This window comes from Neptuniibacter marinus (assembly GCF_001597725.1).
GTDB classification, from domain to species: Bacteria; Pseudomonadota; Gammaproteobacteria; order Pseudomonadales; family Balneatricaceae; genus Neptuniibacter; species Neptuniibacter marinus.
Genome location: NZ_LUTR01000009.1, coordinates 16691 through 38433, shown reverse-complemented (window position 1 = coordinate 38433; position 21743 = coordinate 16691). Strand labels below are relative to the sequence as shown.

22 protein-coding genes are annotated in these 21743 nt (G+C 43.4%); 5 read left to right on the top strand and 17 right to left on the bottom strand.

Translation table 11 applies throughout. The features are described from left to right. Nucleotides 1–3 precede the first annotated feature (3 nt). A complete protein-coding gene (locus A3774_RS08305; protein ID WP_067866097.1) occupies nucleotides 4–540 on the bottom strand; it encodes a zinc ribbon-containing protein in 537 nt (178 codons plus the stop codon). Between the two features lie 136 nt (nucleotides 541–676). On the opposite strand from A3774_RS08305, the gene leuS reads away from it, so the two are divergent. From leuS to A3774_RS08285, 4 genes are all read left to right on the top strand, one after another. Next, entirely contained in the window at nucleotides 677–3265 is a 2589-nt protein-coding gene (gene leuS / locus A3774_RS08300) for a leucine--tRNA ligase (protein ID WP_067866094.1), read from the top strand. 27 nt (nucleotides 3266–3292) lie between these two features. Continuing rightward, a complete protein-coding gene (locus tag A3774_RS08295; protein WP_067866091.1) occupies nucleotides 3293–3805 on the top strand; it encodes an LPS-assembly lipoprotein LptE in 513 nt (170 codons plus the stop codon). After that, nucleotides 3802–4836, top strand: a complete 1035-nt coding sequence (gene holA, locus A3774_RS08290) for a DNA polymerase III subunit delta (RefSeq protein WP_067866088.1) — start codon at nucleotides 3802–3804, stop codon at nucleotides 4834–4836. Before A3774_RS08295 ends, holA begins: the two co-directional genes overlap by 4 nt. Before the next feature lie 119 nt (nucleotides 4837–4955). After that, entirely contained in the window at nucleotides 4956–5288 is a 333-nt protein-coding gene (locus A3774_RS08285) for a c-type cytochrome (RefSeq protein ID WP_067866084.1), read from the top strand. A gap of 8 nt (nucleotides 5289–5296) precedes the next feature. On the opposite strand, the gene A3774_RS08280 is transcribed toward A3774_RS08285, so the two are convergent. The 15 genes from A3774_RS08280 to A3774_RS08210 all read right to left on the bottom strand — a co-directional run bounded on the left by A3774_RS08280 (nucleotide 5297) and on the right by A3774_RS08210 (nucleotide 18869). Further along, the gene (locus A3774_RS08280) at nucleotides 5297–5857 is read right to left on the bottom strand and encodes a lysophospholipid acyltransferase family protein (protein ID WP_067866081.1); all 561 of its coding nucleotides are present in this window, start codon (nucleotides 5855–5857) and stop codon (nucleotides 5297–5299) included. 151 nt (nucleotides 5858–6008) lie between these two features. Beyond that, nucleotides 6009–6443, bottom strand: a complete 435-nt coding sequence (locus A3774_RS08275; RefSeq protein WP_067866078.1) for an OsmC family protein — start codon at nucleotides 6441–6443, stop codon at nucleotides 6009–6011. Nucleotides 6444–6683: 240 nt separating this feature from the next. Then, nucleotides 6684–7664, bottom strand: a complete 981-nt coding sequence (gene lipA / locus A3774_RS08270; RefSeq protein WP_067866075.1) for a lipoyl synthase — start codon at nucleotides 7662–7664, stop codon at nucleotides 6684–6686. 6 nt (nucleotides 7665–7670) lie between these two features. Continuing rightward, complete coding sequence (lipB, locus tag A3774_RS08265) at nucleotides 7671–8318, bottom strand: lipoyl(octanoyl) transferase LipB (RefSeq protein ID WP_067866073.1); 648 nt, start codon at nucleotides 8316–8318, stop codon at nucleotides 7671–7673. Further along, nucleotides 8318–8596, bottom strand: a complete 279-nt coding sequence (locus tag A3774_RS08260) for a YbeD family protein (RefSeq protein WP_067866070.1) — start codon at nucleotides 8594–8596, stop codon at nucleotides 8318–8320. Before A3774_RS08260 ends, lipB begins: the two co-directional genes overlap by 1 nt. Before the next feature lie 26 nt (nucleotides 8597–8622). Continuing rightward, on the bottom strand, nucleotides 8623–9477 hold the full coding sequence (locus tag A3774_RS08255) for a D-amino acid aminotransferase (protein ID WP_067866067.1): 855 nt from the start codon (nucleotides 9475–9477) through the stop codon (nucleotides 8623–8625). Nucleotides 9478–9600: 123 nt separating this feature from the next. Beyond that, nucleotides 9601–10788 carry a D-alanyl-D-alanine carboxypeptidase family protein gene (locus A3774_RS08250; RefSeq protein WP_067866064.1) on the bottom strand — a complete coding sequence of 396 codons (1188 nt, stop codon included), beginning with the start codon at nucleotides 10786–10788 and terminating at the stop codon, nucleotides 9601–9603. 133 nt (nucleotides 10789–10921) lie between these two features. Further along, nucleotides 10922–11752 (bottom strand): septal ring lytic transglycosylase RlpA family protein, encoded by an 831-nt coding sequence (locus tag A3774_RS08245; RefSeq protein WP_067866062.1) that lies wholly within the window; start codon nucleotides 11750–11752, stop codon nucleotides 10922–10924. Between the two features lie 8 nt (nucleotides 11753–11760). Further along, nucleotides 11761–12972 (bottom strand): lytic murein transglycosylase B, encoded by a 1212-nt coding sequence (mltB, locus tag A3774_RS08240; RefSeq protein WP_067866059.1) that lies wholly within the window; start codon nucleotides 12970–12972, stop codon nucleotides 11761–11763. 96 nt (nucleotides 12973–13068) lie between these two features. Further along, on the bottom strand, nucleotides 13069–14211 hold the full coding sequence (gene rodA / locus A3774_RS08235) for a rod shape-determining protein RodA (RefSeq protein WP_456264838.1): 1143 nt from the start codon (nucleotides 14209–14211) through the stop codon (nucleotides 13069–13071). Beyond that, nucleotides 14204–16099, bottom strand: coding sequence for a penicillin-binding protein 2 (gene mrdA, locus A3774_RS08230; RefSeq protein WP_067866055.1), 1896 nt, complete (start codon nucleotides 16097–16099; stop codon nucleotides 14204–14206). The genes rodA and mrdA overlap by 8 nt, the downstream gene beginning before the upstream one ends. Nucleotides 16100–16136: 37 nt before the next feature. Then, entirely contained in the window at nucleotides 16137–16604 is a 468-nt protein-coding gene (gene rlmH / locus A3774_RS08225; protein ID WP_067866052.1) for a 23S rRNA (pseudouridine(1915)-N(3))-methyltransferase RlmH, read from the bottom strand. Between the two features lie 8 nt (nucleotides 16605–16612). After that, complete coding sequence (gene rsfS / locus A3774_RS08220) at nucleotides 16613–16945, bottom strand: ribosome silencing factor (protein WP_067866048.1); 333 nt, start codon at nucleotides 16943–16945, stop codon at nucleotides 16613–16615. Nucleotides 16946–16954: 9 nt separating this feature from the next. Continuing rightward, nucleotides 16955–17605 (bottom strand): nicotinate-nucleotide adenylyltransferase, encoded by a 651-nt coding sequence (gene nadD, locus A3774_RS08215; RefSeq protein WP_067866250.1) that lies wholly within the window; start codon nucleotides 17603–17605, stop codon nucleotides 16955–16957. A gap of 7 nt (nucleotides 17606–17612) precedes the next feature. Beyond that, on the bottom strand, nucleotides 17613–18869 hold the full coding sequence (locus A3774_RS08210; RefSeq protein WP_067866045.1) for a glutamate-5-semialdehyde dehydrogenase: 1257 nt from the start codon (nucleotides 18867–18869) through the stop codon (nucleotides 17613–17615). A 240-nt stretch (nucleotides 18870–19109) separates the two neighbouring features. Between A3774_RS08210 and A3774_RS08205 the strand changes: the two genes are divergently transcribed. Continuing rightward, complete coding sequence (locus tag A3774_RS08205; RefSeq protein ID WP_067866042.1) at nucleotides 19110–20657, top strand: hypothetical protein; 1548 nt, start codon at nucleotides 19110–19112, stop codon at nucleotides 20655–20657. A gap of 18 nt (nucleotides 20658–20675) precedes the next feature. On the opposite strand, the gene A3774_RS08200 is transcribed toward A3774_RS08205, so the two are convergent. Beyond that, nucleotides 20676–21620, bottom strand: coding sequence for a GlxA family transcriptional regulator (locus A3774_RS08200; protein ID WP_067866038.1), 945 nt, complete (start codon nucleotides 21618–21620; stop codon nucleotides 20676–20678). Between the last annotated feature and the right edge of the window lie 123 nt (nucleotides 21621–21743).

The following is a 21743-nucleotide window of genomic DNA, read 5'->3' as shown; positions in this document are numbered from 1 at the left end:
AGCTTAGTTGTGAGGCCAAGGCGCTGACACGCGCTTGAAATAACCTTGCTCACACTCAGAACAAGGTTTGAGTTTTTCAGTTTTATACAGATTAAATTGAGTCCCACAATTCAGACATTCAAGGGTGCCTACTGTCGCCAACTCTCCCACCATATATTGCTGATCAGTATGATCTAAACGCTCTCGAAGCGCCTCTTGCCCTATACGTGTTTGATCTGCAATTAATCTCAACTGCTCAATCAATGTCTGTTCTAGTATATTAAGATCAAAACCTAGCCATGCAGCTAAACCTTCACCTGTTTCATTCGCGTAATAACCTAGCTGTTTTAGATCTCTAGCTAAATAGGCTTTCAGCAAATCAAGCTCATCGCGAGTCATCTCCTCTGCTGCCAATTCAAGCTCTACAGCATCATGGATTTTCTCTTGCAAAAGATCCCAAGAACCCGCTTTTGAATTCTCTAGGTCTTTAGTAAGACGTAACAAGACCCTATCGTAGTCCTCAGAAGCTAATTTATTTTGCTTATCATTATTTTGCGACATAAAACCACCTCGTTATGAGCGGAAACTCTGTTTGCTTACCTGTATATATTGTATGCTATACCCCAATAAGCAAACTTTTATTAACCGGCATCAAAAGATGCCGGTTTTTCTATCAAAGGCATCACGATTTACGAACATGAACGAACAATACCGCCCACAAAAGATTGAGCCACAGGTCCAGCAACATTGGAAAGATAACGATAGCTTTAAGTGCGAAGAGGATCTGCAGAAAGAAAAATTCTACTGCCTATCCATGTTTCCGTACCCTAGCGGTCGACTCCATATGGGGCATGTTCGTAACTACACAATCGGAGATGTAGTTTCCCGTTACCAGCGTATGCAAGGTAAGAATGTTCTGCAACCTATGGGTTGGGATGCATTTGGTTTGCCTGCAGAAAACGCGGCAATGAAAAACAACGTAGCACCGGCTAAATGGACCTACGAAAACATTGATTACATGCGTAACCAACTGCAACTTATGGGTTTTGGTTATGACTGGAACCGCGAACTCGCTACTTGTCATCCAGAATACTACCGTTGGGAACAGTGGTTCTTTACTAAGTTGATGGATAAAGGCCTAGTTTATAAAAAAGAAGCAGAAGTAAACTGGGACCCGGTTGACCAGACGGTTCTAGCCAACGAGCAGGTTATTGATGGTCGCGGCTGGCGTTCTGGCGCATTAGTCGAACGCAAAAAAATCCCGCAGTGGTTCCTTAAAATTACTGACTACGCAGATCAGTTACTGTCAGACTTAGACAAACTTGATGAGTGGCCAGAGCAAGTTCGTACGATGCAGAAAAACTGGATCGGTCGCTCTGAAGGGGTTGAACTTACCTTTGATGTTGCTAATTATGGTCCACTAGAAGTATTCACAACACGACCAGACACGCTAATGGGCGTTACCTACGTTGCTGTTGCAGCACAACACCCGCTTGCCCAACAAGCAGCTGCAAACAACGCAGAGCTCGCTACATTTATTGATGAGTGCAAAAACATTAAAGTTGCCGAAGCTGATATGGCAACCATGGAAAAGAAAGGTATGGCGCTAGGCATTAACGCTATACACCCTCTTACCGGTAAAGAAGTACCTGTTTGGACGGCTAACTTTGTATTGATGGATTATGGCTCAGGCGCAGTGATGTCTGTACCTGGCCACGACCAGCGTGATTGGGAGTTCGCAACCAAATATGGTCTAGAGATCAAACAGGTTATCCGTCCACTGGACGACTCTGCCGTTGACCTAAGCCTTGAAGCCTATACAGAAAAAGGCGCCTTAGTTAACTCTGGCAACTATGATGATTTAGAATTTGATGTTGCCTTTAAAGCGATTGCGGCTGATCTAGAAGCTAAAGGTAAAGGCAAAGTCACTGTTAATTTCCGTTTACGTGACTGGGGCGTATCCCGCCAACGTTATTGGGGCGCACCAATTCCTGTAATCAATTGCCCAAGCTGCGGAGCACTTCCTGTACCGGAAGATCAACTACCCGTTGTTCTTCCTACTGATGTTGAGTTTGATGGTAGCGGCTCTCCAATCAAAAAAATGGAAAGTTTCATTAATACCACCTGCCCTAAATGTGGCGGTCCCGCAGAACGAGAAACCGATACCTTTGATACCTTTATGGAATCATCATGGTATTACGCGCGCTATGCTTCACGTAGCAGTGGCAATGCTATGCTTGAACCAGAAAAAGCGAATTATTGGCTGCCTGTCGATCAATATATCGGCGGTATCGAACACGCCATTCTTCACCTTCTCTACTCACGCTTCTTCCATAAGTTAATGCGTGATGAAGGACTTGTAGACAGTGACGAGCCATTTAAACGTCTTCTTTGCCAAGGCATGGTGCTCGCTGATAGCTTCTACTACGAAGACGATAAAGGCGGGCAAGTTTGGATCGCGCCCAACGAAGTCGATATTCAGACTGATGAAAAAAGCCGTGTAATCAGTGCAACCCACCGCACTACAGGCCAAAGCCTTAAGCACGACGGCATGTCGAAAATGTCAAAATCAAAGAATAACGGCATCGATCCACAGATCATGATCGATAAATACGGCGCAGATACTGTGCGTTTATTTATGATGTTTGCTGCACCACCTGAGCAATCTTTAGAATGGTCAGATACCGGTGTAGAAGGTGCTCACCGTTTCCTTAAGCGTCTTTGGAAGCAAGTCCATGATCACCTAAACGTAGGTGGCTCATCGGCTGCGATCGACAAAGACAGTTTGACTGATGTGCAGAAAGAACTACGCCGTAAAGTTCATTCTACTATTCAAAAAGTAAGTGATGATATGGAGCGTCGCCAAACCTTCAACACTGCAATTGCTGCGGTTATGGAGCTGTCTAACACAGTCGCTAAATTCGTCGATATTAGCGAACAAGGCCGCGCAGTTATGCAAGAAGCGCTTGAAGCTGCTGTCTTACTGCTATCACCTATAGTGCCTCATATTAGTCATCAACTGTGGCAAGAGTTAGGTCACTCTGAAGTACTTACCGCCCCATGGCCAACAGTAGACGAATCAGCGCTTATCCAAGATACAGTGCAACTCGTTATCCAAGTCAACGGTAAGGTAAGAGCCAAAATCAACGTTGCTGCTGATGCAGATGAAGATATGATTCTTCATACCGCCTTAGCCGATGAAAACGTACAAAAGCACATGGCGGATAAAACAATCCGTAAAAAAATTGTTGTACCTGGCCGCTTAGTTAACATTGTTGTAGGTTAAAGCGAAATCGCTGGTTAAGGAGTAAACATGATTAGACAGTGGAAAACATTAATAGGGCAGTTCGTGTTGATACTAACCCTATTCAGCCTTATATCTGCCTGCGGCTTTCAACTTAGAGGAATACAAGACGTATCCGAAGATAAGAAACTCGTAACACTGATACCAGGTAACACTAATAATCAGTTACTCCGTAGCTTGCGACAAAACATGAAGTTTAATGGCATCAGTGAGATTGATAATGCGAACTATCAGATTCGTCTTTCAAACTTTCGCTATAAACGCCGTGCAGCGACCATAAGCAGCAGTGCTGATGTAGATGAATATGAGATCTCTGCAGAGGTGACTATGCTTATAACCGATAAGCAAGGACAACCTCTTACACAAAGCATCAAAATTCAGCGCGAACGAATCTACACTTATGACACAGACGCTGCGGCAGCAAGTTCAGAGCAAGAGGAGCTTCTACGTGGCGAGTTATACGACTCTATTGCACAAACTATATTACGCCGCTATCTAGCCAGTAATAATAAGTCAGAATGAAGCTACGTCCGGAGCAGCTAGAAGCTCAGCTAAAAAAAGGCCTAGCGCCGGTATATTTTATTACCGGCGATGAGCCGCTTATTTTAGAAGAAAGCTCAGATTTGCTCCGTAGCCGCATACAGCAACAAGGCTTTAATGAACGTGAAGTACTCCATGTAGATGGTAGTTTTAACTGGGAATACCTTCTCGAATGCGCCAACGCTTTATCGCTATTCGCTGAAAAGAAAATTATTGAGCTCCGCTTAGGTAGTCAAAAGCTGAATAAAAAATCCAGTGAGCTACTACAAAGCTATCTTAATAATCCCGCACCAGACAATATCCTTTTAATCACCGCAAATAAGCTCGATGGCAGTGCCAAAAAGAGCGCATGGTTCAAAGCCATTGATAAATGCGGAATTATCATAGAGATCTGGCCTGTAGAAACAGAACAACTACCTAATTGGATTAGGCAACGCGCTGCACAGATCGACCTACAACTGAATGAAGAAGCAATACAACTCTTATGCGATCGTATTGAAGGCAATTTGCTTGCAGCAAAACAAGAGATCAATAAACTAAGCTTACTCTTCCCTAATCAAGTTGTTACCGCTGACGATGTTATCGACTCAGTATCTGATAGTTCACGATATGATATTTATGGTCTGATCGATGCTGCGTTAAATGGACAGGCCGCTCGTTGCTGTAAGATACTTCAGGCACTTAAACAGGATGGTACAGAGCCACCGGTTGCTCTATGGGCACTTTCAAAAGAGCTACGGAGCTTATCTGCTATCCAACAAGCTCAACAGAATGGTCAATCGTTCGATGCCGTATGCCAACGGGAAAGAATATGGGGGAAACGTAAACCTCTTGTCCGTAAAACAGCTCAGCGCATTTCAGCTGAACAGATAAACTTAGCTCTACAGCAAGGTGCCGAAGTTGATAAAATAGTTAAAGGGCTTGCATCGGGTGATGCTTGGCTACTTCTCACCTCCATCTCGCTTACGTTAGCAGGGCAACCATTAACCCTTCTCAATGCCCGCACATATTAAAACCTAGTGTAAAACAGCCGGATAGCATTCACCGCTTGCAGTTTATATCCTTGATCTATTAGCTCAACCTGACAAAATTAACTATGATAACTATAAAGTCACAAGGCGTATAATTACCTATGCACTTATCTCAACGGGCATCTACACTGATCCTAACGGCCATTTTACTGAGTGGCTGCGATGGGGAAATAACCCCTGAAAACATGCAGTCGGGAGAGGAACTCTATAACTATTACTGCAAAAACTGTCACGAGCAGAAAGGTCCTGGCGCCAATATGGAACGCTATGCTGGGGAAAAAAACTTAAAACCTTATAAAGTCATGTTGATGATCAAGTTCAACAAGGCTTCGTCTAAACACGACATGATCACATTCACCCAGCTATCGGACAATCAAGCTGAGGCTGTATCTGAGTACACGGTAAACCTTATTGAAAGACATCTTAATAGATAATGTTTTTATCACATATAAGGCTGATAGTATTTTTGGATCAATTTTAAATCATCTTCATAATTACCCTGTGTATGAAATACGCCTAAAATCCCTCCTCGTTTATTTTTATAATCTATAAAGCCCAAAACAATAGGCACCCCTGCGCCATCCGCTATATGATAAAAACCTGATTTCCAATGGGTTACTTGAGATCGAGTTCCTTCAGGGGCCATCATAATTTTCAGATCGGGATAAGTTTTAAATTTATCAACGGTCGCATCAACCATATTATTTTTTTTCACACGGTCGACCGGTATTCCTCCCATCCAACGCATCAAAAAACCAAATGGAAATTTAAAAATACTTGATTTACCAACCCAATGCAGCGGCATCCTCAATGCAAAAGCGATCATCAATGAAAACGGCATATCCCAATTAGTCGTATGTGGCGCAGCAATTAATACGCACTGCCTCATATCTTTTGGAAAAGAGCCTTCCACCTTCCAGCCACATACCTTAAGCAAAACTAGAGAAAAAAATCGTAAAAACGAGCTAATAACAGGCGTTGTAAACATTGTGTTACGCCACATCTTAAAGACCCCTATTTATTTAAAATAGATAAATTCACACAATAGGAATAATGGAGGGTTTTACTGACATTGTCTGTAAACAGTTAGGTCGATTCGATAAAGAGCTAGATGAAAACACCCAGCTCTCTGGCCTTAGCGATGAAACTTGCACTTAAACAAGACAGTGCACAACATCAGTCGCCAGTTTTATGTTGTCATGTAATGGGCAACGCTCACAAACCTCATTTAAAAACACCAACTTCTCAGCGTCAGTTAGATCAGCATCAATGGTAGCCTCAACGCGAATCTGCTGAAATCCAGTACGATCCTCAGTAGGTTTTCCCAGTAAGCCCATTGAATTAAGGTCAGCTTCAACTTTAATATTCATGGCTCTAAGATCAATCTTCTGCTGACCCGCAGCAATATGCCCAATACTGCCGATACAACCCGCTAATGAGAACAAAAAATACTCTAAAGGTGTTGGCCCTTGATTACCACCACCATTAGCCGTTGGCTGATCAATCACTACATGATGCTCTCGAATATCCGCAGTTATTGCACAACCTGAGCCCATACTAGCCATAACAGTGATTGTTTTTGTACTCATTGAACTGCTCCATAACAATTAAATTAGATATTTCTAATTTAATTGTTAGTAGAGTAAAAAACAATATAGAAGCGATCAACAACGCAGAATAATACGATTTCATTGATATGAAAGACTAAGCATTACTTAATCATGTAAGATTCAAACAAAAGAGGAAGGAAGCCTCCCACATAAGGCACCTATGTGGGAGACGGTCTTTATGCAGGGCATACCGATAAAGAGAGCCCTATTTACTTGCTTTTAACTAACTTTCTCACCTTTAGCCTGTAAGTCTGCATGATATGAGGAGCGCACTAGCGGGCCACAAGCGGCGTGGGTAAAACCGAGTTCTTTTGCAATCCGAGCAAACTCATCAAATTCCGCGGGCGTTACATAACGCTCCAACTTAAGATGATTACCACTCGGCTGTAGATATTGCCCTATAGTCAGCATGTCTACATCATGGGCACGAAGATCTTTCATTACTTGAATAATCTCTTCATTGGTTTCACCAATACCCACCATTAACCCTGACTTAGTTCGAACGTTTGGATTTTTGGCTTTATATTTTTTCAGCAGACGTAAAGACCACTCATAATCAGATCCTGGGCGTACCGCTTTGTAAAGGCGCGGCACCGTTTCCATATTATGATTAAGAACATCGGGTGGCGTTTCGGTAAGAATATCAATCGCTATATCCATACGGCCACGAAAATCAGGTACTAAGATCTCCATCTCAATACTCGGTACTTGTCCACGGGTCTCACGTACGCAATCTGCAAAATGCTGAGCACCACCATCACGTAGATCATCACGATCCACTGAGGTTACGACTACATAACGAAGCCCCATATCAGCGATAGCATCCGCTAACTCTTTAGGCTCATTTCTATCAAGCTCATTTGGACGGCCATGGGCCACATCGCAAAATGGACAACGACGGGTACAGATATCTCCCATGATCATAAAGGTCGCGGTACCGTGACTAAAGCACTCACCTAGGTTAGGACAACTTGCCTCTTCACAAACTGAAGCCAACTTATGCTTTCTCAGCTTATCTTTAATCCGTTGTACTTCAGCATTTGAACCCATCCTGACACGCAACCATTCTGGCTTACGTAGCATGTCGCTTTTCTCAGTTGGGATCACCTTTACTGGAATACGATCAACTTTATCAGCACCACGTAATTTAACGCCCTGCTCTACTCGTTTTTTCGCCGTAGCTTTATTATGTTCAGACATTTAGACTCAATCCAGAGTGGTTTTTCGGGTCACTTCTGCATACCCGAGTTTACTAATCAAATGGTTAAGTAAATGCTGAGTAGCATCAGCCTGATCAAGGTCTTCTACCAACATACCTAACTGTGTCATCTCCATGCCCGCATAGCCGCATGGGTTTATTCTTAAAAAAGGTTCTAAGTCCATCGCGAGATTTAGTGCTAATCCATGGAAAGAACAGCCCCGTCTAACTCTCAAACCTAAAGAGGCGATCTTATTACCCTCAACATAGACCCCAGGTGCATCAGGTTTTGGGTAAGCATGGATATTAAACTCGTTAAGCGTATCAACAACTGCCTCTTCCATTATAGAAACAAGCTCACGCACACCTAACTTTTTACGCTTAAGATTCAGCATTAGGTAGATTATAGCCTGCCCAGGACCGTGGTACGTCACCTGCCCACCTCGATCCACTTGTACTACAGGAATATCACCTGTGTTTAACAAATGCTCTTTTTTGCCCGCTTGCCCCTGCGTAAACACAGGTTCGTGCTGCAAGGACCAGATCTCATCAACTACATCTTCACCACGTTCGTTAGTGAAGGATTGCATCTGCTGCCAAGTGGGCTCATAAGGCAGTAAACCTAAATCTCGTACAATTAGCTGATCTGAAAGCATCAAATCACCATCTTCACGCGCTCTGAAGCAATTAATGCTTCATGTAGTGCAGCAAGCTGTTCTACACCTTGAGCTGTGATAGTAAACCGTACCGACTGAAAGGTACCATTCCGACTATCCTGAAGCGTAACCGAGGTGAAATCAAAATCAGGCACATGTACCCGAACAATCTCGATCACAACGTCACGAAAGTCATCGTCATTTCTGCCTACCACTTTGATAGGGTAGTTAGGACATGGAAACTCAATTTTAGGTCTTTCTTGCTGCTTATCTGTCATCTATTCATACCACTAATCACTAACTATCACAGTCCCGTCATTAACTTACGTTGGAAATCTGCGAAAAGCTCAAACATTTTGTGCCATACAGGCCCAGACTGCCCCTTTCCGATCTTATGCCCATCGACTTCTATCACTGGCACAATCCCGCGCGTCGAGCTAGAAACCCAAACTTCATCAGCAACCAGTAACTGCTGATAATCAATATCCACTTCTTGAAACTGAATAGCATGCTTGTCTGCCAATTCAAGAATTAGCTCACGCGTAATACCCCCTAAGATCTCAGAACTACGCTTAGGTGTATAAATAACTCCGCGTTTAACCAAAAATAGGTTACAAGCAGAACCTTCTGTCAGTTTATCATTACGTGAGAACAGCGCCTCTTGAGCCCCTTCATCTTTCGCTTGCTGCAACACTAAAATATTAGGCAGTAAGCAGGTCGATTTAATATCACAGCGATGCCAACGTAAATCTTCCGTCACTATAGCTTTTAGCGGGACAACACTATCAACACCCGCTTTCCAGACATCTTTTATAGGTGTGCAGCACGCAAATACTGTTGGCTCTAGTGAATCATCGTAAGCGTGGCTTCGTTTACCTGCACTACCGCGCGTGACTTGCAGATAAACAGATAGATTACCGCCGCCATTACGCGCAACAAGGGACTCTAAAATTTCTTCCCAGTGCTGCTCATTTTTAATGCGCACCGCTCTTAAACTGTGATTTAAACGATCAAGATGCGCTTGCAAACGAAAACCAACCCCTTGATAAAAAGGGATCACCTCATAAACACTATCACCAAACAGAAAACCACGATCGAATACCGAAACCTTGGCTTCCTCTGCCGGCAAAAACTCACCATTGAGATAAACTGTATTCATATAACCTAAACGCAAACACCCGCATCAATATTAAAAACTGAACCAAAGCTACATTCAGCTCTTCAGTATTTAATATAGATGCGGGCATCCATGCAATTATTAAAGGACTAGCGCTAAAAACAGTTACCCAATTAGACTAGTAAAGAATAAAAGTATCGCGTGCCAAATACGTTTTAATAGGCCCGCTTCAGGAATTGCATCCATTGCAACTAAAGGCACTTCCGTTACTAAATCCCCATCTAAGGTTACACGCACTTTACCTAACTCCTGACCTTTCATTATAGGTGCAGTGATAACCCTATCCACATCCATTATCGCTTGCAGCTTATCCGCTTGACCGCGTGGGATAGTTACCGATAGTGAATCAGAAATTCCGATACGTAATTGATCTTGAGTGCCTGACCAAACTTTAGCAGTATTCAAGACAACATTACTTTCATAAAGCTGATGAGTTCTATAATAACGGAAAGCATAAGAAAGCAGCTTCTGGCTCTCACGGGCACGGGCCTCTTCATCACTAGTGCCGAGTACTACCGAAATCAAACGCATGCCATCACGCTTAGCTGAAGCAACTAGACAGTAACCAGCAGCATCTGTATGGCCAGTTTTTAACCCATCGACTGTTTTATCGCGCCATAAAAGCTTATTACGGTTAGGTTGGCGAATTTTGTTATATGTAAAATATTTTTCCGAATAGATCCCATAATGCTCAGGGAAATCTTGGATTATCGCTTTAGCTAATAAGGCCAAATCAAAAGCTGAGGACTCGTGTGTCTCAGCAGGAAGGCCGGTGGCATTCATGAAGTTTGTATTCTTCATACCTAATAGTTTTGCATGCTGATTCATCAAATCAGCAAAAGCGGCTTCACTACCCGCGATATGTTCAGCTACCGCAACCGATGCATCGTTACCCGATTGAATAACGATCCCTTTCATCAGATCACCTAAACGGACTTGCGTACCTTCACGAATAAACATACGCGAGCCTTGGGTACGCCACGCCTTTTCACTGATTAATACTAGATCATCCGTACTTACATTCCCTTTACTCAATTCGTATTCGAGGATGTAAGCGGTCATCATTTTCGTCAAGCTGGCTGGGGCAAATCGCTCATTTTCATTTTTAGCGGCAATTATTTTGCCTGTATCGGCATCGATAACAAGGTACGCAGTCGCTGCGATCTGAGGTTCTGCTGGAATCAAACTTGCGGCAGATGAAAAATTGACAACCGCAATAGTCAAAAATAGCAGACTAAATACTTTTGAAACTTTATTTAAAAACACCTTTTTAAACCAAACCTTATTAAACATGTTCATCCAAAACAATCATTAAAGAAATCTAAGTGAGGCCACTACTGATACTGCAATATAGTAGCGATAACACACTTAATTTTCATAGTTACTTTAAGTCCACTTAACGCCGTAGGTAACTCTACTTAAGCTATTAAGGGAAGTCTACCAAGTGCGGAGTTGCATAGCCCATTTGTTCTACCTTCTGAGTTAAATCTGCCAAAGAGGTCGTACTTTTCAGCGGGCCTATTTGGACTCTATGTAAAACAGTTCCCTGCTGATTAGTCAGTGGACGAATAATCACCGCGAGATCGGTCAAAATAGGTCTTAACTGACTTTCAACATACTCAGCAGATGCGCGGCTTGAATACGCACCTACCTGTAAATATCTCCCCGCCACAGAAACTTGATGATTCACAACCGGCGAAGATATAAGGTTCTCTGAGTTTTGCCAAGCGCGCGGATCAAGGGCTTCAATTTTCACATGAGCGGTGCCTTTACTGAGCATATCCAGCTTGGAAGCAGCCGCATAAGAAAGATCGATCAAACGATTACCATGAAACGGGCCTCGATCATTCACCCTCACAATAACTTGGCGACCATTAGCTAAATTAGTTACCCGTAAGTAAGTTGGTAGAGGCAAACTTTTATGTGCAGCAGACATTTTATACATATCATAAACCTCACCATTAGAGGTTTGATGACCATGAAATTTACGTCCGTACCAAGATGCTGTTCCAGTAGCGGTATAACCATTAGCGTTCGGCATCACATAATATTGCTTACCTAACACAGTATACGGGCTTTTATTTCCGCCTCTGCTTTTAGGCTCTACCTGAGGCACGGCATCCTTCACATGCGAAACATCAACAGGTGCATCTGGCGCTTTATCGTGCTTCATGGAATAGCGGCCACTATTTTCACTCGTAGAGGAACAGCCCGCGAGTAACACAATAAAACTGAAAATAAAGAGCTTGTTATACATACTTCACTCTACTTTTTATTTTGCGTTACAGTTTTTTCTGAAAGCGACTGCGCATAAGCCATTTTAATCTGCTCACTTAAACGATAAACAGCCATTGCATAAAGCTTGCTGTGATTATAGCGAGTGATCACATAAAAGTTATGTAAACCTAACCAATATTGAGCATCTTCACCTATCTCTAATCTCATTAGAATAGCTTTACCTTCAGGCGACAACGTCAACTCAGGCTCTACCCCTCTTTGCTGCCAATCAGCAATCGTCAACTCAGGGATTAATCCTTTCCGGCCTTTACTAAACCATGCCTCATCCGCCGTTTGGCTAAAAGAAACAGCACTAATGACTGGCTCACCTTTTTTCCAACCATGTTCAGCAAAATAGTTAGCCACACTACCTATAGCATCTGTTTTATTTTTCCAGATATCACGATGGCCATCATTATCAAAATCTATAGCAAAGCTACGGTAACTGGATGGAATAAACTGCCCATACCCCATCGCTCCCGCATAAGAACCTTTATGAGCGGTAACATCAGTTTTTTCTTCACGCACTAAACGCAGATACTCTTTCAACTGCCCCAGAAAAAACGCACTACGTCTTGGATAATCAAAACCTAGGGTCGCCACCGCATCTAACACTCGATAACTACCCATAATTCGGCCGTAACGGGTTTCTACACCAATAATAGAAACAATAACCTCAGCGGGAACTCCATAGGTTTTTTCAGCTAAGGCTAACGCTGCCTGGTTTTCTTGCCAAAACTGAACGCCCTGTTTTATACGTTTTGGTTGTATGAAGATCTTACGGTACTCACCCCAATTTAAGCTTTTTTCTGCCGGACGAGAGATCGCCTTTAAAATGGATTGCTGCCTTTTCGCTTCGCCCAAAACACCTTTTAAATAAGCTTCACTAAAACCTTCTGTTTTCATCTCATCGATAAATGCTTGAGCCTGAGGGTAATCAGCATAAGAACCCGACAACAAAGGCTCAGTAATCTTCTCTACAGACTCTTTAACCGGTTTTTCTGGGGTTGCAACGACTTTCTTACTTGGCGTTACCGGCGTTACGACAACGTCCTTATCTGGAGTTACAGTCTGTTTTTCAACCTCACTTTTCGGCGAACTTTCATCTTGAGTAGCAGCAGATTGCTCCACTGACGTTGCACAACCACTAAGAGACAGACTGGCCGCCAAAACAACCGTAAATAACAAAGACTGATTCACTCTAAACTCCCAATAAAAAATCCATAAATAGACCACAATCCAACTACTTGATCTAACACAGGTTTATATAACCTAAACTACACCGCTTGCTAATCCTTACTTTAAAAGCATGGTCCTATAGCTATAAACCGACATGATCATTCCAAATCCAGCCATAAGCGTAACAATAGATGTTCCTCCATAGCTAACCATAGGAAGTGGTACGCCCACAACCGGCAACAAACCGCTCACCATACCTATATTTACAAAAACATATACAAAGAACGTTAAGGTTAAACTGCCAGCTAACAAACGTCCGAAACTATCCGGCGCCCTAGCGGCTATCACTAACCCTCTAGCAATGATCAACACATACAAAGTTAACAGTATGAGTACACCAATGAAGCCAAGTTCCTCAGCGACCACCGCAATAATAAAATCCGTATGGGATTCAGGTAAAAAATCTAACTGGGATTGGGTGCCACTCAGCCAACCTTTACCATCTATTCCCCCTGAACCTATAGCCGTTTTTGATTGAATAATATTCCAACCTGAACCGAGTGGGTCGCTCTCCGGATCAAGAAAGGTAAGAACACGTTGCCTCTGATAATCTTTCATCACAGCCCACAACCCAGGCAATGCCGCTGATCCAATACCTACAGCTATAAAAATATATCGCCACAAAATACCCGATAGTAAAAGCACAAACACCCCTGATGCCGCAATCAGTAGTGATGTCCCTAAGTCAGGCTGTTTCATAATAAACACAGTCGGTACAGCAATCAGCGCTAAACAAATAAATATATGCCTAAAGCTAGGCGGAAGTGAGCGATGGGCCAAGTAATAGGCCACAGTTAAAGGCAAAATCAATTTCATAATTTCAGCAGGCTGAAACCTGAACCCAGGTAAAGCGATCCAGCGTTGGGCACCTTTAGCGCCAACCCCAAACAACATTACGCACACCAGTAATAGTACGCCTATGACATAGAGCCAAAGAGCCCAGCGACCAAAAAAACGTGGCGTTAACTGGGCTAAAAAAACCATCACAACAAAACCCGCACCCATACGTATCGCTTGGCGCGTGACATACCCTATATCTTGGCCTGAAGCGCTATATAGAATAAATAAGCCAAATCCACACAACAAAAATAGCAGTAACAACAGCCAACCATCTAAGCGCGTGTAACTCCAAAGACTGGGCCTTTGGCGCAAATGATCATGCGCTTCAGGCATATAGCGCTCAAATTCACGATTATTTATCATCCTCAGCCTCCGCAAACGGATCTATACCAAGGAGATATGCATCAAGTACCTTACGTGCTATAGGTGCTGCAGTACTGGAACCTCCCCCGCCATTTTCGACAATCACAGCAATCGCGATTTTTGGATCATCAACTGGTGCAAAAGCAGTAAACAAAGCATGATCGCGATGAATTTCTGCTAATTTATCAGCATCATAGACTGCGTCTTGTTTAATGCCGACCACTTGTGCCGTACCCGTTTTACCTGCGATTTCATAGCTAGAATTAGCCCCAGAACGACGTGCAGTACCATTTTTAGCGTGCATTACATCACGCATACCTTTGATAATATCATTCCAATGTTGCTCATCATTTAATACAACATCAGCGGGTGTTGGTTTGCCATCAGAGAAATCAGCAGACTCTAACACCTCCGCTCCTGCATCATTGATCTTTTTCGTTCCCTTAAGCAAACGAGGCGCAACCCACTCACCTCGATTGGCAATCACAGCCATCGATGTAGCCAACTGCAAAGGTGTCGCAACAAAGAACCCCTGTCCAATACTCATATTAAGGGAATCACCTGTGTACCATGGCGTTTTACGTGCTCTTTTTTTCCACTCTTTTGAGGGTAAAATCGCCCCTAGCGCTTCAGGTAAATCCAAACTTGTCACCTGACCAAAACCAAACATACCCAAATATTTTGACATGGGGTCGACCCCCATTTTATGAGATACATCGTAAAACCAAGTATCACAAGACTGGGCAATCGCCTCATACATATTTACACGACCATGGCCCACTTTTTTCCAATCTCGATATTTACGACCGCCGTGGGTTAACGAATACCAACCCGGATCAAAAATAGTGTAATTAGGTGTTACAACACCACTATCAATGGCAGACAAAGCAATCATCGGCTTAATTGTAGAACCGGGAGGGTAACGTCCACGAATAGCGCGATTAAACAGAGGCAGGTCAGGGGATTCCCTCAGTGCTTTATAGTCTTTCGACGAGATCCCCGTAACAAACATATTAGGGTCATAAGCGGGCGTAGAGACTAAGGCTAATATACCGCCGGTTTTCGGATCGATCGCAACAATAGATGCACGCCGTCCTTCTATCAGTTTTTCTGTGATTTGTTGTAGGCGCAAATCCAAGTGCAAAACGATATCACTGCCTGGGCGGGGATCACGCCGCTCTAATACTCGCATAACGCGGCCACGGGCATTAGTTTCTACCTTTTGAAAGCCCACTTCACCGTGAAGTTTGTCTTCATAAAACTTCTCAATACCCAGTTTACCTATGTAATGGGTTGCAGCGTAATTAGTAGAATCAACACGGCCGAGTTCTTTCTCATTGATTCGCCCCACATAGCCCATCGCATGAACCAGCGACTTCCCGTAAGGATAATAACGTATTAATTCAGCCTCGACCCTCACACCCGGCAAACGATGATAGTTTACCGAGATTTTGGCAATTTCATCTTCCGTGAGACGGAAACGTACAGGTATTGACTCAAAGGGGCGGCGCCGTTGATACAAGCGTTTTTTAAAGCTTTCAACTTCACGATCTGTAATAGGAATCAGGGAACGTAAGGCCACCAGCGTGGCATCAAGGTCGTTCACCTCTTCTTTTAGGATCGTTACGCTGTAACTAGGCCTATTATCTGCGAGCAGTACACCATTACGGTCGTAAATAAGCCCTCGTGTCGGCGGCACGGGCTGCAATTGAACACGATTAGCTTCCGACATGGCGGCGTAGCGATCATGCTCTACAACCTGAAGGTAATAGAGTCGGCCAACAAGTATACACAGCATCACTACCACGACAAAAAAGGCCAAGACGGCACGCACTTTAAATGTACGACTCTCTTTTGAATGATCTTTTAAGCGTTCTGCTCCCATATACGTCAGCGCTTCTTCTCTATAAGTAAATTAACCATTATTTATGGTAGGGGTGTCCTTGAATGACAGTCCAAGCACGATAAAGTTGCTCAGCCAACATCACACGAACCAACGGATGGGGTAGAGTTAATGCAGAAAGGGACCACTTTTGATCCGCCATAGCAGAACAACGGCTATCTAAACCATCGGGGCCACCAATCAACAAGCTAATATTACGCCCGTCCATACGCCAATCTTCCACTTGAGTGGCGAGTTGCTCCGTTGACCAGTTTTTGCCAAGCACTTCTAACGCAATAACTCGATCCCCTTTAGGGATAGCAGCAAGCATTTGGTCACCCTCCTGCTTTTTTGCTTTAGCTATATCGCTACTTTTACCGCGATGACCTAAAGGCAATTCAATCATCTCTAATTGAAAGTCATTCGGTAGACGCTTTTCATACTCACGATAGCCTTCATTAACCCACGAAGGCATCTTCCCACCAATAGCTATGATCCGAATTTTCATAAAAAGTTTTATGCGTCTTTATCAACGCCCCAGAGGCGTTCTAAATCATAAAACTCACGCGCATCCGGCATCATGATATGTACAACCACGTCGCCTAAGTCGACCAGTATCCAATCACTAACACCTTGCCCTTCTGAACCTAAAGGTAGAAGACCTGCAGCTTTAATTTGGATACCTACCTCTTCGGCAATAGCTCCCACATGGCGCTTCGACGTACCACTGGCTATAACCATATAATCAGTTACGGTTGAGCGGCCTCGCACATCAAGATCCACGATCTCTTTTGCTTTCATATCTTCAAGGGCGTTATGAACAATCTCAATTACTTTTTCAGTTTGCATTATTTCGCTTCAATTAGTTAAACCGTAAAGACGGTTGTCTTGGATATATTGCCAAACTTGATCTGGAAACAGATAACGCGGGGAGTGCCCTTGCGCTATAGTTTGGCGAATCTGAGTCGCTGAAACCCCTATAGGTGTCAGCTCATGAAAAAGCACACAACCAGCAGGGGTCGATAACACTTGCTGTAAACTTGTCGTTTGGTGTTTTTCTGTAAATTTATTCAGCACCTCACATTGAGGCAAGCTATAGCCGGGCCGTTTTACCACCAGCAAATGTGCAAAATCCGTAAAACGCTGCCATTCATGCCAATGAGGCAATGTCTGATAAGCATCCATACCCATAATCATACAGATAGAAGCACTCTCGCCTAGTTCACGACGCAAAGATTCCAATGTGTGCAATGAGTAAGATGGCTGAGTAGATAGTACTTCTCGCTTATCCACTGCTAAAGCAGGCTCATCAGCGACTGCTAACTCAACCATTTCCAGCCGCTGCTCTGCGGTTCTACCTGGCGTTTTACGATGAACAGGATCTCTAGAAGGAATTAAACATACCTTCTCTACTCCCATCCATTGTTGAAGTTCTAAAGCCGTTCTTAAGTGGCCGTTATGGATAGGATCAAAAGTCCCACCCATAAACACGTAAGCATTAACGCTCATATGATCATTACTGCCTGATATGACCATCACCCAGAACAACATATTTTTCTGAGGTCAAACCATTAAGACCAACAGGACCACGGGCATGGATCTTATCAGTAGAGATACCGATTTCAGCCCCTAAACCATATTCAAACCCATCCGCAAAGCGCGTTGATGCATTCACCATCACCGAACTGGAATCCACTTCACGTAGGAATGCCCGTGATTTAGTGTAGTTTTCAGTCACGATTGAATCCGTATGATGCGACCCATAACGATTAATATGGAGAATAGCTTCATCCATATTATCAACCAATTTAATCGACAAAACAGGAGCAAGGTACTCAGTACTCCAATCCTCTTCTGTCGCTAATTTAATATGCGGAAGCAGCTTACGGGTCCGCTCACAGCCCCTCAATTCGACACCCGCAGCCTGATAACGTTCAGACAGCTCTGACAGAACTTCCTCAGCAATTGAGCTATTCACTAACAGCGTTTCCATCGTATTACAGGTGCCATAGCGGTGAGTTTTCGCATTTAACGCAATATTAACCGCTTTACCCGCATCGGCCTGATCGTCAATATAAACATGGCAGATGCCATCAAGATGCTTGATCACTGGAACTTTAGCATCGCGACTCACCCGTTCGATAAGGCCTTTACCGCCACGTGGCACAATAACATCTATATATTCAGGCATAGTAATCATCTGCCCTACCGCTTCACGATCTGTGGTCTCCACAACCTGTACCGCATGTTCAGGTAAGCCCGCAGATTTCAGCCCCGCTTTAATACAGTTAGCAACCGCCTGATTAGAATGAATCGCTTCCGAGCCACCACGTAAAATGGTCGCATTACCGGATTTAAGACAAAGGCTCGCCGCTTCAACCGTTACATTAGGGCGAGACTCATAAATAATACCAATGACACCGAGAGGCACACGCATCTTACCCACCTGAATACCACTTGGCAGGTATTTAAGATCATTAATCGCGCCAACAGGATCAGCTAAGGTCGCTACTTGGCGAAGACCTTCGATCATTGTATCGATTCGAGCATCAGTTAGCTCCAAACGGTCTAACATCGCTGAATCTAAACCGTTTTTACGACCACCGTCTAGGTCTAAAGCGTTCGCTGCATGTAGTTCCGGTCGGCTACTATCGATTGCATCAGCCATGGCCAACAGAGCCTGATTTTTCAGGTTAGTATCTGCTTTTGCTACTAAACGAGCCGCATCACGTGCGTTCTCGCCTAATTCGATCATATATTCTTGTACGTTCATCGCCGTCCTTCCTATCATTAAGCCCATTATTATACCTGCCTGACAACGCGGGGTCATGGTCAGAATGCAATTGATATTCACACTCGCCGTTATGAACTGTTATTATCTGACTTTCGATCCATTTTGAGCTAATTTTGCCCTGTGACATTAAGCCGATTCAAAAACAACCGTTCAAGACAAAACCTTCTGGTTATTGTCGGCTTAATTCTATTTTCAGGGTTAAGCCTTGGTATCCTTTTCATGCAGTTTTCCACTGCGAGGCAAGCTGAGAGTGAGACTCAACATTTAGGCAAGGCACTTGCTCAGCAAAGCGATATTTTAATTCGCCCGCTACTTCTCTCAAATGATCGCGTCAGCCTTAATTATCTTTTAAATGAACTGCAGCAGATTCCCTATATCAAAGGCTTACAGGTAGCGGATCAATCCGGCGTAATTATCGCCAGGTCTGGCGAAGCAAATGACATAAAATTACAACAGCGGCTTATACAGCAAGAGAAAATCATTGCCACAGTTACGTTATGGCTAACCCCCGAGCCACTCAAACAAGCTCTACGCAGTCAGTTCTGGCCTCTACTCTTTCTAGCTTGTGCAATAGCTCTCTTGTCATTACTCGTTATTTGGTACTTTGGACACTACCCAACAACCGATGAACAAGAGGAGCAAACACCGGACGACCCCGCTCCTGATCGTTTATCCGGCCTTACATTCTCCGAATCTTTAGCTATACAAAATGAAGGGCGCCATAGCGATATTAGTGCGATAGAAGACAGCTCCCTCTCCAATACAGAAACATCCATATCGACAAACAGCGACACAGGATCAGCAGTGGATGAAATAGATACCACTCCTCAAACCACTGCTAACGACTACCCTCTGCGAGAAACGGAAACGGACTTTCAAAACGATGCCACACAAGATGATCAACTACACACTGAATCTCTTGTTGATCTACTCAAACCAGAACATAGCAATGCTCCGCAGATGCCAAAATTCGAACATCATCCGCAAGATTTAGAGCACGCTCAAGCTACTGCAAGCCCAGATGAGTTCTCAATTGAAGAGGAGCTTATAGATGAAAAACAGGATAATACTGACGAAAGCCCGACAAAAACTAAAAATCCGCTCTTTAAAGAAACAATGCCGGATGAAATGCGCGAACGAAAAGAGGTACAGCTTGGACTCTACTCATTTGAAGACGAATTAGAGTTATTTCTAGCACCACAAGATGCCATTTACCTGTTTTACATAGATAGCAATACGGCCAGTTCAGATAACATGCATCCTGATGAAAAAGCGACCTTGCTCAATGTCTACCTTCATTTAGCTAAACAGGTCGCGCGAATTTATAACGGCGAGTCCGAACAACTAGAAAATAACGATATACTGCTACGTTTTGAATTACGAGACAGTAACGATAGCCATGGCATAAACGCACTATGCGCGGCCATACTTTTTAGTCTCTTATATAAAGGCTTCAACCAAGCAAGAATTAAAGGCTTTCAGCCTGTCCTAAGCTTACAAATGTCCCTATCACGTGGGCATTATGACAAGCACTCCTTAGTCAAAGAGGAAGCTCACTTCCTCACCCGCACTACAAACAGCAACGAACTAATTAGCCATACAGCGCTAACTGAAGCACCTTTACTAAAACGTGCTTTGCTGGAACAAGCGGATATTCGCCGAGAAGATGAAGATAAAGTACTGCTGCTTAAAGTCACACCAAAGCATCAGGCGCTCTTGCAAAAACAAGCAAACCACCTGCTAACAAAAATCTTCAAGAAGCCCTGATAACTACTGAAAAACGCGTTATTTTACAAAGCGCTTCTTAAACTCTTTAGGTGTCTGGCCGGTAATTTTAGTAAAGGTTTTCCTAAAAGCGCTTAAATCTTCATAACCGACTTCTGCTGCAACGTTCTCAAAAGAGGTAGTGCTTGTCTCAATAATTTCACACGCTTTTTGAATACGAAGACGCTGCAAATATTGAGTAGGTTTCAGTCCCGTAGCTTTGACAAAACGCCGTAAAAATGTCCGCCCAGTTAAATGGGAATGCTCCGCAAGCTGCTGAATAACAATCGTATTTTTAAAATTACGCTGCAACTGATGTTGAGCTTTAATAATAGCCTCATCACCATGATCTAATTTTGGCGAAAAGCTCTGATAATAACTTTGCTCTCGCGGTCCCGTATCAACGATCAGAAACTTTCCTAACTGGCGCATCACTTTTGAGTTTGTGAATTGGGCAACCAACTCCAGTCCCAAATCGATCCAGCTCATCAAACCACCCGCTGTAATAATATCGGTATCGTTTATTAGTAGCTTGTTCGTCTCAAGCATAACGTTAGGAAAGCGCTTAGCAAAATCATCCGCTAAAGCCCAATGAGTCGTCACTTTACGGCCATCCAATAAGCCCGTTTCAGCTAAGACAAAAGCCCCTGCACACACCGAACAAATTATTGCCCCATTTTTATGCTGCTGCTTTAACCAAGCCAGTAAAGATGGCTGTGGCTTAAGATAGTAACTGTCATCTAAACAAGGCGGTAAAACAATAATATTAAGCGGTTTAAATGCCCCATGATGATCAGCATCATCAAGCTGCTGACTCACGCAAATTGAAGTACTAAACACTTCACCCAAGTCATGCTGCTGACAGATCTGATTGGCTAGATAGAACTGCTCAGCGATACCTTGAACCGCCGACAATAAAGCACCAGGATAATGCACTATGCCTATTTCAATCTGCTTTATTGTCATATACAACCTCTTTTATGCCAATTATGCCCCCAGTATATGATTTAAAATCATCGAATAATAGACAGCGATAAACCAATGATTATTCCATACATAAAACTAAATCAGCCATAACAATTCATAAGG

Bases quoted from the DNA above. Each gene is read 5' to 3' on its own strand.
- A3774_RS08305 (WP_067866097.1), bottom strand. From the start codon at position 540: ATGTCGCAAAATAATGATAAGCAAAATAAATTAGCTTCTGAGGACTAC.
- leuS (WP_067866094.1), top strand. From the start codon at position 677: ATGAACGAACAATACCGCCCACAAAAGATTGAGCCACAGGTCCAGCAA.
- A3774_RS08295 (WP_067866091.1), top strand. From the start codon at position 3,293: ATGATTAGACAGTGGAAAACATTAATAGGGCAGTTCGTGTTGATACTA.
- holA (WP_067866088.1), top strand. From the start codon at position 3,802: ATGAAGCTACGTCCGGAGCAGCTAGAAGCTCAGCTAAAAAAAGGCCTA.
- A3774_RS08285 (WP_067866084.1), top strand. From the start codon at position 4,956: ATGCACTTATCTCAACGGGCATCTACACTGATCCTAACGGCCATTTTA.
- A3774_RS08280 (WP_067866081.1), bottom strand. From the start codon at position 5,857: ATGTGGCGTAACACAATGTTTACAACGCCTGTTATTAGCTCGTTTTTA.
- A3774_RS08275 (WP_067866078.1), bottom strand. From the start codon at position 6,443: ATGAGTACAAAAACAATCACTGTTATGGCTAGTATGGGCTCAGGTTGT.
- lipA (WP_067866075.1), bottom strand. From the start codon at position 7,664: ATGTCTGAACATAATAAAGCTACGGCGAAAAAACGAGTAGAGCAGGGC.
- lipB (WP_067866073.1), bottom strand. From the start codon at position 8,318: ATGCTTTCAGATCAGCTAATTGTACGAGATTTAGGTTTACTGCCTTAT.
- A3774_RS08260 (WP_067866070.1), bottom strand. From the start codon at position 8,596: ATGACAGATAAGCAGCAAGAAAGACCTAAAATTGAGTTTCCATGTCCT.
- A3774_RS08255 (WP_067866067.1), bottom strand. From the start codon at position 9,477: ATGAATACAGTTTATCTCAATGGTGAGTTTTTGCCGGCAGAGGAAGCC.
- A3774_RS08250 (WP_067866064.1), bottom strand. From the start codon at position 10,788: ATGTTTAATAAGGTTTGGTTTAAAAAGGTGTTTTTAAATAAAGTTTCA.
- A3774_RS08245 (WP_067866062.1), bottom strand. From the start codon at position 11,752: ATGTATAACAAGCTCTTTATTTTCAGTTTTATTGTGTTACTCGCGGGC.
- mrdA (WP_067866055.1), bottom strand. From the start codon at position 16,099: ATGGGAGCAGAACGCTTAAAAGATCATTCAAAAGAGAGTCGTACATTT.
- rlmH (WP_067866052.1), bottom strand. From the start codon at position 16,604: ATGAAAATTCGGATCATAGCTATTGGTGGGAAGATGCCTTCGTGGGTT.
- rsfS (WP_067866048.1), bottom strand. From the start codon at position 16,945: ATGCAAACTGAAAAAGTAATTGAGATTGTTCATAACGCCCTTGAAGAT.
- nadD (WP_067866250.1), bottom strand. From the start codon at position 17,605: ATGAGCGTTAATGCTTACGTGTTTATGGGTGGGACTTTTGATCCTATC.
- A3774_RS08210 (WP_067866045.1), bottom strand. From the start codon at position 18,869: ATGAACGTACAAGAATATATGATCGAATTAGGCGAGAACGCACGTGAT.
- A3774_RS08205 (WP_067866042.1), top strand. From the start codon at position 19,110: ATGCAGTTTTCCACTGCGAGGCAAGCTGAGAGTGAGACTCAACATTTA.
- A3774_RS08200 (WP_067866038.1), bottom strand. From the start codon at position 21,620: ATGACAATAAAGCAGATTGAAATAGGCATAGTGCATTATCCTGGTGCT.